At 45.2% G+C, this 16,303-nt stretch carries 16 protein-coding genes and 1 tRNA gene; 11 read left to right on the forward strand and 6 right to left on the reverse strand.

What is annotated here, in order from left to right:
• Positions 1 to 77 precede the first annotated feature (77 nt).
• Entirely contained in the window at positions 78 to 1,967 is a 1,890-nt protein-coding gene (locus tag SIC45_RS11275) for an ABC-F family ATP-binding cassette domain-containing protein (protein WP_319632204.1), read from the reverse strand.
• Positions 1,968 to 2,109: 142 nt separating this feature from the next.
• The gene (locus tag SIC45_RS11280; RefSeq protein ID WP_298788251.1) at positions 2,110 to 3,561 is read right to left on the reverse strand and encodes a DEAD/DEAH box helicase; all 1,452 of its coding nucleotides are present in this window, start codon (positions 3,559 to 3,561) and stop codon (positions 2,110 to 2,112) included.
• Between the two features lie 247 nt (positions 3,562 to 3,808).
• Here SIC45_RS11280 and SIC45_RS11285 point away from each other — a divergent pair, with 247 nt between their 5' ends.
• Positions 3,809 to 4,033, forward strand: coding sequence for a hypothetical protein (locus SIC45_RS11285; protein WP_298788253.1), 225 nt, complete (start codon positions 3,809 to 3,811; stop codon positions 4,031 to 4,033).
• Between the two features lie 79 nt (positions 4,034 to 4,112).
• Here SIC45_RS11285 and SIC45_RS11290 read toward each other — a convergent pair whose 3' ends face one another.
• Positions 4,113 to 4,532 carry an organic hydroperoxide resistance protein gene (locus tag SIC45_RS11290; RefSeq protein WP_298788255.1) on the reverse strand — a complete coding sequence of 140 codons (420 nt, stop codon included), beginning with the start codon at positions 4,530 to 4,532 and terminating at the stop codon, positions 4,113 to 4,115.
• Between the two features lie 251 nt (positions 4,533 to 4,783).
• Between SIC45_RS11290 and SIC45_RS11295 the strand changes: the two genes are divergently transcribed.
• The 3 genes from SIC45_RS11295 (at position 4,784) to SIC45_RS11305 (ending at position 6,406) form a co-directional block, all read left to right on the forward strand.
• On the forward strand, positions 4,784 to 5,575 hold the full coding sequence (locus SIC45_RS11295) for a PAS domain-containing protein (RefSeq protein WP_298788256.1): 792 nt from the start codon (positions 4,784 to 4,786) through the stop codon (positions 5,573 to 5,575).
• A 185-nt stretch (positions 5,576 to 5,760) separates the two neighbouring features.
• Positions 5,761 to 5,961, forward strand: a complete 201-nt coding sequence (locus SIC45_RS11300) for a cold-shock protein (RefSeq protein WP_027847408.1) — start codon at positions 5,761 to 5,763, stop codon at positions 5,959 to 5,961.
• A gap of 244 nt (positions 5,962 to 6,205) precedes the next feature.
• The gene (locus tag SIC45_RS11305) at positions 6,206 to 6,406 is read left to right on the forward strand and encodes a cold-shock protein (RefSeq protein ID WP_027847408.1); all 201 of its coding nucleotides are present in this window, start codon (positions 6,206 to 6,208) and stop codon (positions 6,404 to 6,406) included.
• Positions 6,407 to 6,529: 123 nt separating this feature from the next.
• Here SIC45_RS11305 and SIC45_RS11310 read toward each other — a convergent pair whose 3' ends face one another.
• Both SIC45_RS11310 and SIC45_RS11315 read right to left on the reverse strand, forming a co-directional pair.
• Complete coding sequence (locus SIC45_RS11310; RefSeq protein ID WP_298788261.1) at positions 6,530 to 6,664, reverse strand: hypothetical protein; 135 nt, start codon at positions 6,662 to 6,664, stop codon at positions 6,530 to 6,532.
• Positions 6,665 to 6,794: 130 nt separating this feature from the next.
• Positions 6,795 to 7,433, reverse strand: coding sequence for a hypothetical protein (locus tag SIC45_RS11315; RefSeq protein WP_298788262.1), 639 nt, complete (start codon positions 7,431 to 7,433; stop codon positions 6,795 to 6,797).
• 113 nt (positions 7,434 to 7,546) lie between these two features.
• On the opposite strand from SIC45_RS11315, the gene SIC45_RS11320 reads away from it, so the two are divergent.
• The 3 genes from SIC45_RS11320 to SIC45_RS11330 all read left to right on the forward strand — a co-directional run bounded on the left by SIC45_RS11320 (position 7,547) and on the right by SIC45_RS11330 (position 9,274).
• Positions 7,547 to 7,633, forward strand: a tRNA-Leu gene (locus SIC45_RS11320).
• Between the two features lie 180 nt (positions 7,634 to 7,813).
• Positions 7,814 to 8,533, forward strand: coding sequence for an NAD-dependent deacylase (locus SIC45_RS11325; RefSeq protein ID WP_319632205.1), 720 nt, complete (start codon positions 7,814 to 7,816; stop codon positions 8,531 to 8,533).
• A gap of 180 nt (positions 8,534 to 8,713) precedes the next feature.
• Entirely contained in the window at positions 8,714 to 9,274 is a 561-nt protein-coding gene (locus SIC45_RS11330) for a nitroreductase (RefSeq protein WP_319632206.1), read from the forward strand.
• A 54-nt stretch (positions 9,275 to 9,328) separates the two neighbouring features.
• Here SIC45_RS11330 and SIC45_RS11335 read toward each other — a convergent pair whose 3' ends face one another.
• Positions 9,329 to 10,579 carry a YeeE/YedE family protein gene (locus SIC45_RS11335; RefSeq protein WP_298788268.1) on the reverse strand — a complete coding sequence of 417 codons (1,251 nt, stop codon included), beginning with the start codon at positions 10,577 to 10,579 and terminating at the stop codon, positions 9,329 to 9,331.
• Between the two features lie 165 nt (positions 10,580 to 10,744).
• Between SIC45_RS11335 and SIC45_RS11340 the strand changes: the two genes are divergently transcribed.
• The 4 genes from SIC45_RS11340 to SIC45_RS11355 all read left to right on the forward strand — a co-directional run bounded on the left by SIC45_RS11340 (position 10,745) and on the right by SIC45_RS11355 (position 16,296).
• A complete protein-coding gene (locus SIC45_RS11340; RefSeq protein WP_298788270.1) occupies positions 10,745 to 11,620 on the forward strand; it encodes a TetR/AcrR family transcriptional regulator in 876 nt (291 codons plus the stop codon).
• Positions 11,621 to 11,867: 247 nt separating this feature from the next.
• A complete protein-coding gene (locus SIC45_RS11345) occupies positions 11,868 to 13,343 on the forward strand; it encodes an MDR family MFS transporter (RefSeq protein ID WP_319632207.1) in 1,476 nt (491 codons plus the stop codon).
• Positions 13,344 to 13,534: 191 nt separating this feature from the next.
• A complete protein-coding gene (metE, locus tag SIC45_RS11350; RefSeq protein WP_319632208.1) occupies positions 13,535 to 15,811 on the forward strand; it encodes a 5-methyltetrahydropteroyltriglutamate--homocysteine S-methyltransferase in 2,277 nt (758 codons plus the stop codon).
• 65 nt (positions 15,812 to 15,876) lie between these two features.
• Positions 15,877 to 16,296, forward strand: coding sequence for a GNAT family N-acetyltransferase (locus SIC45_RS11355; protein ID WP_319632209.1), 420 nt, complete (start codon positions 15,877 to 15,879; stop codon positions 16,294 to 16,296).
• The last annotated feature ends 7 nt before the right edge of the window (positions 16,297 to 16,303 follow it).

A 16,303-nucleotide genomic window follows, 5' to 3' on the forward strand; every position in this document is an offset into this window, starting at 1 on the left:
TTAAAGTCACGTGAATAAACGTATAGAGCCTGTTTCTTCAAAAAAAGCAGCAGCCTCTTTTAAGAGACTGCTGGATTTTACTGTTCTTCTGCTATTTCCGAGAGCTCGGCCCAGCGTGTCATCGCCTGGTCCAGCTTTTCATTGGTTTCCTTCTGGATGCTGGACCATTTTTCGATGGCAGCGAGGTCACTGCCGCTCTGCTCCATCTGTTGCTCTGCTTCTGCCAGTTCATCTTCAAGACGGGCAATGCGCTCTTCGATCTGGTCCCATTCCTGCTTTTGTTTATAGGACATTTTTTTCTTTTCACCAGCCGCGCTGCTCACAGCTGCCGGCTCCGGCTTTTTCTCTTTACTGAGGGCCGGCCGGGAATCATCCTTTTCTGAACTCATAAATTCTGAATAGTTCCCTTCGAATAAGGTGACCTGGGATGATTCATTAAACACAAACAGCTTTTCAGCTACCCGGTCAAGAAAATAGCGGTCGTGGGAAACGGTGACGACTACGCCCGGGAACTGCTGCAGGTATTCTTCGAGTACGCTGAGCGTCTGTACATCCAGATCGTTCGTCGGCTCGTCCATAAACAATACGTTCGGCTCGGTCATTAAAATACTGAGCAGATACACTCTCTTTTTTTCACCGCCGGACAACCGGGAAATATATGTCCACTGGTCCTCGCGCTCGAACAGAAAGCGTTCAAGCATCTGCTCTGCCGAAATACTTTCCCCGTTAACAGTGTATATAACTTCGGCAATATCACGAATATATTCGAGGACACGTTTGGATTCATCCAATTCTTCCTGCTGCTGCGAGTAGTAGCCAAGCTTTACGGTCGGACCGTAAACGACATCCCCGGCATCCGGCTCGATGCGGTTGGCAAGAATGTTTAAAAGCGTCGTTTTTCCAGTACCGTTTGGACCGACAATTCCTATTTTTTCTCCAGGTGTAAACATATAGTTAAACTGGGAAAACATATTCTTCTCTCCGTAGGACTTTTCCAGATCCTCCGCTTCTATTACTTTCTTTCCAAGCCTCGTAGAACCTACCGGAACCTGCAGTTCTTCTTTCTTTGGAGGCCCCTCCTGCTGTTTTAAAGATTCTGCCCTTTCTTTCCGGGCTTTCTGTTTTGTACCGCGAGCCTTCGGCTGCTTCTGAAGCCAGGCCAGCTCACGCTTTAATGTGTTCTGCCGTTTGGCTTCGGCATGCGCTTCATTTGCTTCGCGCTCTGCCCGTTTTTCCAGAAAGAGTTCATAGTTGCCGTCATACTCATAGAGCCGGCCTCGTTCCAATTCAAAAATTTTATTTGTAACCCGGTTTAAGAAATAACGGTCGTGCGTGACTAATATTAAAGCTCCGTTGTAGTTGGACAAATATTTTTCAAGCCAGTTAATCGACTCATCGTCGAGATGGTTCGTCGGCTCGTCAAGAATAAGAATATCGCAGTCCTGAATAAGTGCCCGGGCAATGGAAGCTCTTTTACGCTGGCCGCCGGAGAGTTCATTAATTTTTTGGTTATAGACTGTCAGGCCCAGTCTGTTTAACACCTGCTGGGCTACAGTGCCTGCTTCCCATGCTCCGAGCTGGTCCATCTTCTGCTGGGCCTTCATCCACTGTTCCTGTGCAGCTTCACTTTCAGGCTCCTGCTCTAAACGTGCCTGGGCTTTTTCATAGTCTTTCACTGCTCTCATAATATCGGAAGAGCCTTCATACAAATAATCAATCAGGTTTTCTTCCTCCGGCAGCTCCGGATCCTGTGGCAGGTATTCAATCCTCAGCTGTTTGGAATGCTGAAGCTTTCCCTTCTCCGAGGAATCAATTTCAGAAATCACGCGTAGAAGCGAAGATTTCCCTGTCCCGTTAACGCCGATCAGCCCGATACGGTCTCCAGGCTCGATCGTAAATGAAATATGGTCAAAAAGCACCTTCGTGCCGGTTGTCTGGTATAGATTTTCTGCTACAAGCAGACTCATGTTCTCACCGTTCCTTTCTCGTCCTTTCCTATCTTAGCATACTTGCTCGCGCTCCTGAAAAACCCAGGGCTGATTAAAGCCCGGAAAACAAAAAAGCACTTCCCATCAGGCTGGGAAAGTGCTCTTATGCGAAAAATTAGACTTAGGAAAGATCCATTCTTTTCTTTTTGTTTCTTGGCGGCCGGCTGTTTTTACTGGAGCCGTGACCCTGCCCCTGAGGACGCTTTTGCTTATATTTCGAGGAAGACTTGCCCTGGCCTTTAGAGCCCTTATTACGAAGCGGTGCTTCCGAAGTAAGTTTTACCGGCTCTTCTTTTACCTCGCGTGCGTTCATTTTAAGCGCTGCTGCTACGATTTCTTTTGCCTCGTATTCATTCAGCAGCTCTTCTGCTGTACGCTCCCAGTATTCGTTATCGTCGACTTCCATCGATCCGACCAGTTTTTGTACGGCCTGCTGGGCACGTCCTTCAACTGCATCGTTTCTCGTCGGCTTTGGCGCTTTTTTCAATTTGGCCTGAACCGTTTTTTCGATAAGACGCAGATGCGTCATTTCTCTCGACGGTACGAAGCTGTATGCCACGCCTTCGTTTCCTGCCCGTCCTGTACGGCCGATCCGGTGCACATAGCTTTCCGGATCCTGCGGAAGGTCAAAGTTGTATACGTGTGTGACACCGCTCACGTCAATGCCGCGGGCAGCTACGTCAGTAGCGATCAATAGCTCAATCGTACCTTTTTTGAATTTCTGAAGCACTTTATCTCTTTGAGCCTGCTTCATGTCGCCATGAATGCCTTCTGCTGCATAACCGCGTCTTGATAATGCTTCTGCGAGTTCATCCACGCGGCGCTTCGTGCGTCCGAAAACAATCGCAAGCTCCGGCGGAGTATAATCGAGCATATTACAAAGCGTTTCGAACTTTTCCTGTTCGTTCACTTCGATATAATACTGATCGATCTTCGCTACTGTCATGCTTTTATTTTTCACTTGAACCTGTTCAGGGTTAGTCATGAATTTATCTGCTACACGCTTCAGCTTTGGAGGCATTGTAGCTGAGAATAAAAGCATCTGTCTTGGCTCTGGGATATCCTTTAAGATTTCTTCAATGTCATCCACAAATCCCATGCTGAGCATCTCGTCTGCTTCATCAAGCACCACTGTATTCATTTTTCCGAGGTCGATCGTTTTTCTCCGCACGTGATCCATTAAACGCCCCGGCGTTGCTACAATGATTTGTGGTTTTCTTTTCAGCGCTTTAATTTGGCGCTGAATATCCTGTCCTCCGTAAACGGCTACTGCTGTAACACGTTTATGCTTTCCGAGGCGGTTTAATTCTTCGGATACCTGCACAGCAAGCTCTCTAGTAGGTGCAAGTACAATGCCCTGCGGAGCGTTTGCTGTTTTATCGGCTGCTTCAAGAAGCGGTATGCCGAAAGCTGCAGTTTTTCCTGTGCCAGTTTGTGCCTGGCCAATAATATCCGTTCCGTTCTTCGCTTTTGGAATAACTTCCGATTGTATGGGTGTTGCTTCTTCAAATCCCATTTCTTCAATAGCTTGAAGAATAGGTGATTCCAATCTTAGTTCTGAAAATAAAGTCAAGTATATATTCCCCTTTTATGCTTATTCGATCATTATCGTATGAACTAATTAACATTACCATATTCATGAAAAGAAATCCATCTAATTTTCATATTCCATAGAAATTAACTACAAATTCACACTGATCATTTAATTGTAATGAAAACGTAACATAAACCGCATTGAACAGTGTATGAAAATGACGATATAATTAAATTACAAAATTTTCATTTAATTGTGCATATAATTATGTAAGGAGGACGGGCAAATGGCTGTGGAGAATAAATTTGCTTATTTTGTTGACCGTTCCGGAAGGCAAGTCACGGTGGGAACACTTAAAGATATCGAGCAAATGGACTTAGGCCGTGGACAGATTTATTATTGCGATTCTGAGCAGGCGCTCCTCCAGGGTGTTAAAGAGTACTATCATAAAGAGTGTATCATCACTCTCCGTTCTCCGATGTATGATTTTAAAGAAAACCTTTCACGTTAATCTCTGCCCTGCTTTCTCCGAAAGCAGCGGTATACATATAAAGAGGGTCCGCTTTTCACTGCGGACCCTCTTTACGTCTTTATTTCACTTCAGATTGAACCTTTACTTCAATGTTGTTTCTTGTCGCTTTGGAATAAGGGCAGTACTGGTGAGCAAGATCCACTAATTCGTCTGCTTCCTCTTTTGAAACACCGCTGATTTCTACCGTGAGTTCAGCAGCCAATTGAAACATGCCGTCGGATTCGTCTTTTTGCAGACTGACAGCTGCAGTTGTTTTAGAAGAAACGTCTTTATTCTTCTTGCTTGCCTGCAGGTTCAGCATACCGTCAAAGCAGGCTGCATAGCCCGATGCAAAAAGCTGCTCCGGATTGGATCCTGATTTGGAAGAACCTGAACCCGGCTGTTCCAGATTCACATCAATCATTCCATCTTCAGAACGAACATGACCTTCACGTCCGCCTTCTACAGTAGCTTTTGAAGTAAATATTGTTTCTGCCATACATAACTCCTCCATTCAACTTAATAACGATTGATTCCAATAGTTACTATACACGTTTACTCCACTTTTTAAACATTCATCGCACCAAGGTAATTGATTGGACCGCCTTTCACATAAGCTGAAGAAATAGTAAATACGGCAGTTGCCCGCGGTGAAAAGCTGTTATAAAATCATTGAAGATTAAGTGAAAATGACTGCCTGGAGGCATTTTACTTTGAAAACAATTCCACGATTAAGGAGTGGCCGAAATCATGAATCAGGACTTCCCATTAAAAACCCCAACTAATTCTTTACTGCTCACAGCCGTTGATCATACCCGGGTCGGAGTAATCATTACTGACCCTGATATAGAAGACAATCCTATCATCTATACAAACAGTGGCTTTTGCAATTTAACCGGCTATTCCGCAGAAGAGATTCTTGGAAGCAACTGCCGTTTTCTCCAGGGACCGGAAAGCGACGTTCATACTATCGGGCGTATGAGAGAAGCGCTGAAAACATACGAACCCATTTCGATTGAAATTATTAACTACCGGAAAGACGGCACTATGTTTTGGAACGAGCTTCACATTGACCCTGTATATGAATCGGAAGAAGATAAATATTATTTTATTGGAGTGCAAAAAGATATTACAAAACAAAAGAATGCTGAAAAAGATGCTTTAGAGTATTTCAATGAAATCAGTCTTTTATCCACTCCCATCGTTCCTATCATTAATAGTGTATACGCGATGCCACTAATCGGTAACGTCGATGAGCAGAGACTAAAGATTATTTTCACAAATATTACTGACGTAATTCACCACTCCAAAGTGGAAACGCTCATCGTCGACCTTTCCGGTCTTTCGACATTGAATGACGATATTATGAAAGGAATCTTCACTCTAAATGATCTTCTGAAACTGCTTGGCACAGAATTGATTGTAACCGGGATTTCTCCAAGTCTTGCGGTAAGGTCCAAAGATATGGACTTTGATTTTTCCGCTTTTCAGACCTTTGGGACAGTAAAAGATGCAATTCGTTTCAAGCAGCGGAACACTTGATATTAATGTCTTTAAAATTCGTTCGCAAAATGTGTTGCTATTGTTTGGAGCACATGATAAGATGAGATTACTATTTTGATCCGTTAGTCAGAACAAGGTTAGGGTTTTAGCTTCTGAACTTGGTACTACGCGGTTTGCAAGATAAGTAACATTTGTGCCATGAGGCACGCAGGAGGATTATTTTTATGGAACAAGGTACAGTTAAGTGGTTTAACGCAGAAAAAGGTTTTGGCTTCATCGAACGCGAAGGTGCAGACGACGTTTTCGTTCACTTCTCCGCTATCCAGGAAGAAGGCTTTAAAACCTTAGAAGAAGGACAAACGGTAGAATTCGAAATAGTAGAAGGCGACCGCGGCCCACAAGCTGCAAACGTCACTAAAAACTAATTAAACCATATAAAGCCGCTCTCATTTGAGAGAGTGGCTTTTTTCTTTTCAAAAAAGATTACTCATTCTTTAATATTTAAATAATAAAGTCTGTTGCTATAATTTGGTTAACATGATACAATTAGATTACTATTTTGATCCGTTAGTTTGAACAAGGTTAGGGTTTTAGCTTCTGAACTTGGAACTATGCGGTTTGCAAGATAAGTATTATTTGTGCCACAGGGCACGCAGGAGGATTATTTTTATGGAACAAGGTACAGTTAAGTGGTTTAACGCAGAAAAAGGTTTTGGCTTCATCGAACGCGAAGGTGCAGACGACGTTTTCGTTCACTTCTCCGCTATCCAGGAAGAAGGCTTTAAAACCTTAGAAGAAGGACAAACGGTAGAATTCGAAATAGTAGAAGGCGACCGCGGCCCACAAGCTGCAAACGTCACTAAAAACTAATTAAGCCATATATGAGCCTCTCTCCTTGTTGGAGAGAGGTTTTTTCTTGCTGATTTCAACAGACGAATATACAAAAAAGAATACCCGGCAGCCAGGTATTTCTGCTGCATGGTATTCTTTTTATTAGCGGCGTCTAAACGTTTCAAGAAACGCGTGAACAATCTCTACCGACTGAAAAGCAAAAATGCTGAGTGCCGAAAGGGATAAGAGCCCCATTACAACAAAGCGCATATTCTGAACCAAATGCAAAGCCCACATGTTTACCCCTCCTTTGATATATTTCTATCATACTCTCCTGTCACATGTTTGCAACAATTTTATGTTATTTTCTAACATATTTCCTGCTATACTGCGGTTCAACGAAGCTCCATTGAATGCAGACCTGATTTTAATTAAAAGGAAACCATTTTTTTACTTTATTTTTCCAATACCTTACGGAAATGTATTCAAACACATAGGTTAAAATTAAACCATATAAAATAACCCCAAACAAACTAAGCACTACCATCGTCCCCTGGCCAAGTACTGTAACCGGCTCAATGTTGGAACGTCCAAACATCACGAGTGCCATAAGTACGCTTATAGCAGATGTCCACAGCGAATCCGCCGGAGGTTCGATGCCCCACACCCAAAGAACAAAACAAATATACAATATTGAAATACCGCCCCAAACGTAATATTGATGCTGGCGGCTTAAATAACGAATAAGCGGCATCGTATAAAATTTGGTGATTGTTTTAAGACGGAAAAGGTGAATGATTCTTGCCAGGCGTGCGAATTGAAAAATAGCATCTGCCGGTATAATAGCTATTAATAAAAACGGGTGGGATTTTACAAATTCCCATTTCTTCTCTGCACGAAAAAAACGGAAAGCATAATCAAGCGTAAATAACGCCCAGGTTGTCCAAATAATATAACCGGAAGCTTCTGTTTCATACCAAAGCGTTCCTACAGAGAGAATGGCAAGTATCACCATAATCGCTTCGTATAATCGCTGCCCGAATCCCTGGTCTCTCTTTTCACTCATTTTCGACGACTCACTTTCCTGTCCATTTAGCTTTAATCGTACTATTCTAATAAAAAAACAGCAAATTTTCTATTGCACAATTCGCTGCTACTGGTTATAATAGAATTTGTCTTGCGGATGTGGCGGAACTGGCAGACGCGCACGGTTCAGGTCCGTGTGAGCTTACGCTCTTGGAGGTTCGAATCCTCTCATCCGCACCATTCTTATACAACGAACACACTAGGCTTTCCAGGCTGGTGTTTTTTTATGCTTTTATCTTTTTATTTTAGCACGTTGCTCTCCTCAGGAGCATCTTTCTTTTATTATTAGTGTAAGTGGCAGACAAAGATGGGTATTAGGATTACAGCTTTAATCCATAACTATATGACAGGAGGATCAAGGTGAGCAGACAATTAGCGGAATGGCTTCAAGGCTCTAATTACAGTGTCGTCATGACCGGTGCCGGAATGTCCACGGATAGCGGACTCCCCGATTTCCGGTCATCCTCAGGGCTTTGGAGCAATCATGATCCGAAACAGCTGGCGACAGTCGAAGCACTGGAACATCAAAATGAAGCTTTCACAAAGTTCTACCAATGGCGACTGCAGTCGCTGCTCGGTGCATCACCAAATAAAGGGCACGAAATTCTGGCTCAATGGGAACAACAAGATCTGCTGCAGCACGTAATCACCCAAAACGTTGATGGCTTTCATCAGGCGGCCGGCCAGCAGCATGTTTCTGCTTTGCACGGCAGTCTGCGGGAGATTAACTGCCATATTTGCGGCCGGCAGGCATCACAGAAAGACTTTTTAAACGGATCTTCCCACTGTCCACACTGCGGAGGCAGGCTCCGGCCGGACATCGTTTTGTTTGGGGAAATGCTTCCGGAGCAGGCTATCCAGCAGGCACAGGAGGCCACCGCAGCCTGTGATTTATTTATTGTTCTCGGGTCAAGCCTCCAGGTAGCCCCTGCTTCCCTTTTTCCGATAGAAGCAAAAGAAAGCGGAGCCAGGCTCGTTATTGTAAATCAGGAAGAAACAGAACTCGATTCCTGGGCGGATTTAACCTTCCCCGGGGCTTCTATTCAAAACGTGCTCACTGAAGCAAATAAGCATCTATAACTAATAGAGCGTCCCGCTGTGGCACAGCGGGACGCTCTATTTTACAAACAGGTTTAGCTTTTATTTTAATATCCCGCATTACTATACCCATCTCAATTTAAATTACAGCTTTTCCTATTTCATTCGCCTATATGTTAAAATATTAAATGATAATCATTTTCAATCTAGGAGGCACTTCTTATGACTGATATAGCCGATACTCCCCTCGCCCAGACCATTCAATCCCGCCGGAGCATCAAAAAATTCACGGACCAGCCGGTGCATAAAGAAACCATCCTTGAACTGCTCGAAATATCCAAATGGGCACCTGATCATGGTGTGCGTGAGCCGTGGCGTTTTCTGCTGTTTCTTGGCAGCGGCACGGAAAAGCTTGCAGAAGCCCTCGCTGACTATCAGGAGCATGAAGGTTCAAAAAAGCCTGAAAAAGTACGGTCTCAAATTTCTGAGCTTCCCGGGGCCCTGCTTGTCGTTAATCAGGCAGAGCAAAAAACGGAAAAATGGGAAGAGGATTTTGGCGCAGCCTCTACCCTTATCCAAAATTTTCAGCTGTTAAGCTGGGAGCAAAATATCGGTATGATTTGGAAAACCGGTGACTATATCTATTCAAACCGCTTCAAGCAGTCGCTTGGCATCGATCCGGAAGAAACAATTGTTGGCATGCTGCAGCTCGGCTATTTTGAGAAAATACCAAAAGCCAAGCCAAGAACGTCCATTGAGGAAAAAATTAATATTTTTGAGTAAAATGCTCAATTTCCATTAAAAAACCTTCCTGAACGCCAGGAAGGTTTTTTCGTATTAACAGAACGTATCTTTTGGCTTTGGTACAGACAGTCCGAATAACGGCCGCAGAAACAGAGCCAGAAATGTGCCTGCCAATGCAAATACTGCCCATACATAACCGTGTACACTAAACGAGGCAATGCCGCCAAAGTAAGCACCGATGTTACATCCAAAAGCGAGCCTCGCTCCGTATCCCATCAAAAGACCACCAATAATAGAAGCAGAAGCGTTGCCCACCGTTACTTTCGTAAACTTAAACAGGCCGCCCGCAGCTGAAGCAATAAAGGCGCCTAAAATAACACCAAAGTTCAGCACGGTAGTGGAGTCCGCAAAAATTGTCGTCTGCAGCGCCTGGGCGCTTTCTCCGCTCCAGTAATCCCAGCCCGAAGCATTGATACCTACAGCTTCAGCAGCTTTGGATCCCCAGAGTGCAAACGCCGAGGTAATACCCCATGGCTGGCCGCGTGTAAGCAGGGTTAACGCATTTAATACAGCAAGCACTACTGCTGCAATCATCATTGGCCAGGAACCGCGGAAAATGCGTTTCCAGCCGCTTGCTGTCGGCAGAGTAGCCATTGCCGGAGGATTTTTCTTTTTATCAACAATTAATGTTATTGCAATTACAGCGGCAAAAATGAGTAAAGATACTATCCATGCCCCTGTATACCCGAGACCGGTCGACGTAGCAAGCGAAATCGAGCCAAAGGAAGGTGTTTCATCTGTCCAGAAGGAAAGGTGATACGCCCCAACGGTAGATCCAACGATGAAAAAGAGCAGTGTAATGAACATGTTTGTCCGGCCACCGCCTACCGCATATAATGTCCCGGAAGCGCAGCCCCCTCCGAGCTGCATGCCAAGCCCGAACATAAACGATCCAACGACTACACTCACACCGACTGGACTGACATATCCGGCCACGTCACCACCAAAAAAGGTCGAGCCAACAGCAAGAATAGGTGCAAACAAAGTCACCGCTGCTGCAAGCATTACCATGTGTGCCCGCAGCGCCTGACCGTTACCTACGGACATTAAGCGGCGAAATGCCGAAGTAAATCCAAACCTGGCATGAAAAAGTGTATATCCCAGAAGAAGGCCGATCGTAAGCAGGAGCGGCTGCACGATTGCCTGGGTTAAAGCCAAATATAACGTTAAAATAGCAAATACAATTAAACCGCCGGTAACCAGCTTATTCTGCGGGGCCCCTAGTTTCTTGGAAGCCCTTTCGGCAGTTTCCTGCTGGGAAACGGGCTGTACTGTTACTGCCATTATAATCCCCCATTCCTATCTTTTTAGTCAGTTTTACGTTCTTTATCTTAAATATTTTTTTAAAGATAGTCAAAGATGTTGCTTTTATTGTGAAAATCTACTATTATTAAACAGTTGAAACTTAAAGGTACTCAAAAAACTTGATCGTTTTAAGGTGGTGTGTTCATGGATGAAAAGAAAGTATACATTCAGCAGACCGCTATGCAGCTGTTCTCCAGCCAGGGCTTTTTTCACACCTCAGTTCAGGATATTGCTGAAGCATGCCGAATGTCTAAAGCTTCGATCTATAAAATCTTTCAGTCCAAGGAAGATATCCTTGCCCAAATTGTAAGAGACAATTTAAATCATATTATTCACCGTGCCAATTACGCCCGCAATGAGCAGTCTAAGCAGCCGAGGGATCAGCTTATTGCCAAGCTCTCAAGAGAAATCGAGGGGCTTGTTGAGCACCGGGAATACGTATGGATGCTTTATCAATCTGCCTCCATTAACAAGCAGTCTGATGATATCAAGGCTCTTTTAAAGCAAGGCCAGCTCATTATGGTGAACTGGCATAAGGATACACTTCTTGAGACATTTGGAGCCGATATAGAACCGTTCGTGTGGGATCTTGCGATATGCATGCAGGGAATGAGCAGAGAAATGATCGCCTTTGCTGAGAAAGTTGACCGTTACAACTTTGATTTCGATCAGCTCGCTGAAGTATTGGTTACTAATATAGAAAGTATTATCAAACACAAAACCTCCTTTACTTCTGTATTTTCGAGCGAAGATATGGAGCCATTTAATCTTCAGGGGCATTACGGAGAGATCGATCAGAACGAGCTCTGGGACCGGACCATTCAGCAGGTGCGGGCCTTTATTCATTACCGCTTCCCTTCCTATGAAAAAAAACAGTGGGTGGAGGCGGTAGACCGCCTAAACCAGGAATTCTACGAATCTGAGCCTGAAATGATTGTTATGGAGTCGCTGTTTTGTTTTCTCGAGAAAAAGGAAGATCTACAAATTAATATTAATATTCTGCGGGAGATTATTCAGTAACTCCTGGATCCGGTATCGTTCATTTATTTCGGTTTTCTTGCTATACCGGTTCTTAAAATTGCACAGTCAAGCTTCAAACCGTCAGCACAAAAAGTCAGATGTTTGTTTTCTTCAAAACAGCTTTCTTGATTTTTCCTGTAGCTGGCGTTATTATATGCTGATGAAAACTAATAAGTACTTTAAAAACCATTTCGTTTTATAATTGATTTTTGAACGTGAAACGCATTATATCGAAGGAGGGCTTTTCATGCCTGAAGAAGAAGCAGCTACACAAATACCTGCGAAAACAAGAAATTTAATCATCGCAGTCTTTCTTACCGGAGCGTTTATCGCTATTTTGAACCAGACCCTGCTTGCTGTGGCCATCCCGAGCATTATGGCTGATTTGAACGTGAGCGCCAACACAGCCCAGTGGGTGACAACCGTTTTTATGCTCGTTAACGGGATTATGATTCCGATCACCGCCTTTCTTATTGAAAAATTCACCACCCGGGGACTATTTTTGTTTGCAATGTGTTCCTTTGCACTTGGGACACTGTTTGCCGCCCTTTCCCCAACCTTTGGACTGCTAATGGCCGGCCGGGTTATTCAGGGCGTTGGCGCCGGTATCATGATTCCGTTGATGCAGACGTCCATTATGACCATGTTCCCTATTTCCAAGCGCGGCCAGGCTATGGGTCTCGCCGGGCTAGCCATTGCTTTTGCACCGGCATTCGGTCCTACCCTTTCCGGCTGGGTTGTGGATTCGTATTCCTGGAATACGCTCTTCTACATTATTCTTCCGATCGCCATTGTAGATATTATTCTGGCTTACTTTTTGCTGAAAAATGTAACAGAGCTTAAACATCCAAAGCTCGATTTGTTATCGATTATGCTGTCAACTGCCGGGTTCGGCGGCTTGCTGTACGGATTCAGTGCTGCCGGAAACAACGGCTGGGGAAGTACCACAGTGCTCACCACTCTTGCCGTAGGCGCTGTTGCCCTGTTCCTGTTTATATGGAGACAGCTTCATGTGGAACGCCCAATACTTGAGTTTCGTGTGCTGAAAAACCCTATCTTTACACTGACGGTTGTAGTGGCCATGGCCTGCTTTGTCTCCATGGTCGGATCCCAGACTCTTATCCCGCTGTATGTTCAGAATGCACGTGGCTTTTCCGCACTGGACTCCGGGCTGATGCTTTTACCGGGCGCTCTATTAATGGGGCTGATGAGTCCTATTACCGGCCGGATTTTCGACAAAGTCGGCGGCCGGGGCCTTGCCATCACTGGTCTCTCCCTGTTAACGGTCGGCACCATTCCGTATATGTTTTTAACAGAGGACTCCTCCATCGCCTTTTTGACCACTATGTTTGCTCTTCGTATGCTCGGTGTCGCAATGGTTATGATGCCGATGACTACCGCGGGACTTAATCAGCTTCCTAATTCTTTAATTGCCCACGGAACGGCAATGACGAATACGCTCCGCCAGGTAGCGGGCTCGATTGGTACGGCCGTACTGATTACCGTCATGTCCCAGAGCGCTTCCGGCGCAGCACAGGCAGGCGAAGTCTCGAGCCAGAGCGGCGCTTTGATTCACGGAATTAATGTAGCTTTCTTTGTAGCATTAATTGCTGCCGTAGTCGGTCTTGTGCTTTCCTTCTTTCTTAAAAACACTAGGCCGGATACAATGGAAAAACGCGAGGTTCGCGGAAGCAAAACCAGCACGAAAGAAAGCAAAGCGTAAGCATTATTATTTTCAGTATAAACACTCTCAGCAATGTCTGAGGGTGTTTTTTACTGTACTAAACGTGAAAATATTCTGTGAAATACCTTGACACTTTAACACAGAAAAAGATATAGTTTGGCTACATGAATGCCTCTCACTTAAAGAACAGGAGGACACTCGAGTATTACTGGAAAGGAGCAAATAATTTAATGACGACATGGACCAGCAGCAACCTGGGCTATCCACGCTTAGGAGAAAAACGTGAATGGAAAAAAGCATTGGAATCATACTGGAAAGGCAAGCTCGATGAGGACTCTTTTCAACAACAAATCCGAGAACTCCGATTGGATTTCTTGAAAAAGCAACAGGAGCGCGGGGTAGATTCAATTCCTGTTGGTGATTTTTCACTCTACGATCACGTACTCGATACGTCCGTGATGTTCGGGCTTGTACCGGAACGCTTTGACGCTTCCTCAGGCTACTCTTCCCTTTCTACATATTTCGCAATAGCCCGGGGCACGAAGGCATCGCCGGCGAGCGAGATGACAAAATGGTTTAATACCAACTATCACTACATCGTGCCGGAGCTTCAAAATGCAAAGCCCCGCCTGGTAGATAACTATCCGTTAAAAGCCTATCAGGAGGCGGTATCTGAGTTAGGCATTGAAGGGCGCCCATACTTAATCGGTCCCTACACTTTTCTGAAGCTTTCTAAAGGCTATGAAGACCATCAATTTGAACAGCTGTTCAACGATCTTCTGCCGCTGTATCAAAAAGTACTGCAGCAGCTGCAGGATGCAGGAACGAAAAGTGTACAAATCGATGAGCCGGCTTTTGTTCAGTCTTTTCCTGAAACAGATATTCCGTTAATCCGGAAGGCGTATGAATTATTCAACCGCGAAGTACCTGAACTGGATCTGTTTGTGCAAACGTATTTCGACAGCGTTTCTCATTATAAAGATATTATTGCTCTTCCGATCGCAGGACTTGGCCTTGACTTTGTTCACGGCAGGGATGGCAACTGGGCGAACGTGCAAAACCACGGCTTCCCTTCAGACAAAGTGCTGGGTGCAGGTGTTATTGACGGACGTAACATCTGGAAAGCAGATGTAAATGCCACTGTCGCTTTTGCCAGGGATATTCAGGCAGAAACAGGCAGTGAAAATATTGAAATTCAGCCATCCTGCAGTCTTCTGCATACACCGGTTACGACTAAACACGAAACGCAGCTTGATCCGCTTTTACTGGATGCACTTTCTTTTGCTGACCAGAAGCTTGAAGAAATCAACCTCGTAACACGCACATTGAACGGGGAAGATACGAACACCGAACTCGAGCAGAATACTGCTCAGCTTGATCGCGTCAAAAGTGCTCCGTGGCGTCAGGAAGCAGTTGGCAGCACTGCTGCAGACATCCCTTCCTCCCGTCCGCTTTCGTTCGAAGAAAGAAGTCCGCTTCAGCAGGAGAAGTTTCAGCTGCCGAAGCTTCCAACCACTACAATCGGAAGCTTTCCGCAGACGCGTGAAGTCCGGGTCGAACGCCGCCGGGTAAGAAAGGGCGAAATTTCCGCAGAAGAATACGAAACGTACATTCAAAATAAAATGCAGGAATGGGTCGATATCCAGGAGGAAATTGGTCTCGACGTTCTTGTGCACGGAGAGTTTGAACGTACCGATATGGTAGAGTTCTTCGGAGAAAAACTGGGCGGTTTTGCATTCACCTCCAACGGCTGGGTGCAGTCCTACGGTTCCCGCTGCGTCAAACCACCGGTTATTTACGGAAATGTAGAGTTCAAGGAACCAATGACCGTGAAAGAAACCAAGTACGCACAGACCCTGACCGACAAACCAATGAAAGGGATGCTTACCGGTCCGGTAACGATTTTGAACTGGAGCTTTGAACGTAATGACATTCCGAAAAAAGAAGTAGCGTTCCAGATTGCCCGGGCTCTTAATGATGAAGTGCTTGCGCTTGAAAACGAAGGCATTGAAATGATCCAGGTGGACGAGCCGGCAATTCGTGAAGGCCTGCCGCTTAAAAGAGCAGAATGGGACGAGTACCTCGAATGGACCGTGCATGCCTTCCGTCTCTCCACTTCTTCTGTCAAGGATACCACCCAGATTCATACGCATATGTGCTACAGTGAATTTCAGGATATGATTGAGTCAATCCGTGCGCTCGACGCCGATGTTATTTCGATTGAGACGTCCCGGAGCCACGGGGAGCTCATTGAAACGTTTGAAACGGCTGTTTATGATAAAGGCATCGGCCTTGGCGTTTATGATATTCACAGCCCGCGTGTACCAGACGTGGAAGAAATGACTCAAATGATCGACCGGGCCCTGCGTGTGCTGCCGAGCAACCTGTTTTGGGTAAACCCGGACTGCGGACTCAAAACACGTGATGTACCCGAAACGATTGAAGCTCTTAAAAATATGGTCCGTGCAGCAGAAGAAGCCAGAAAAAACTTAGAACAGCACGCATAATTAACACTACGTAATAAGGCCCGGCCTTCCGGGCCTTATTTTCGCATGGAAAGGATATCTCATTTATGGCTGTTACCACTACATTTTTAAACAAACGATCCGATTACAAAAAAGCATATGAAGTTATTCAATCCCTGCGGCCTTCTCTCAGCTGGGAAGCCTTTAACGATTATCTCTCCCGTCACCCTTCCTATCAGCTGCTTGCTCTAAAAGAAGACGGTGCGGTAATCTCAGTAGCCGGGTTGGAGGTTCTGGAAAGCCTCGCCTGGGGCAGACACGCATGGGTTCATGAACTGGTGACGGCAGAAAGTGCCCGGTCGAGCGGCCACGGCGAGACTCTGCTCCGGGCTGTTCATCAGTACGCAGAAAAACACGGATGCACAGAAGTGATATTATCCTCCGGCCTGCAGCGCACTGACGCCCATCGCTTTTATGAACGACTCAATTATCATGCGTCGAGCTACGTTTTCCGCCATACTTTATAACGCAAAA

The organism is Marinococcus sp. PL1-022 (assembly GCF_033845285.1).
Taxonomy (GTDB): domain Bacteria; phylum Bacillota; class Bacilli; order Bacillales; family Marinococcaceae; genus Marinococcus.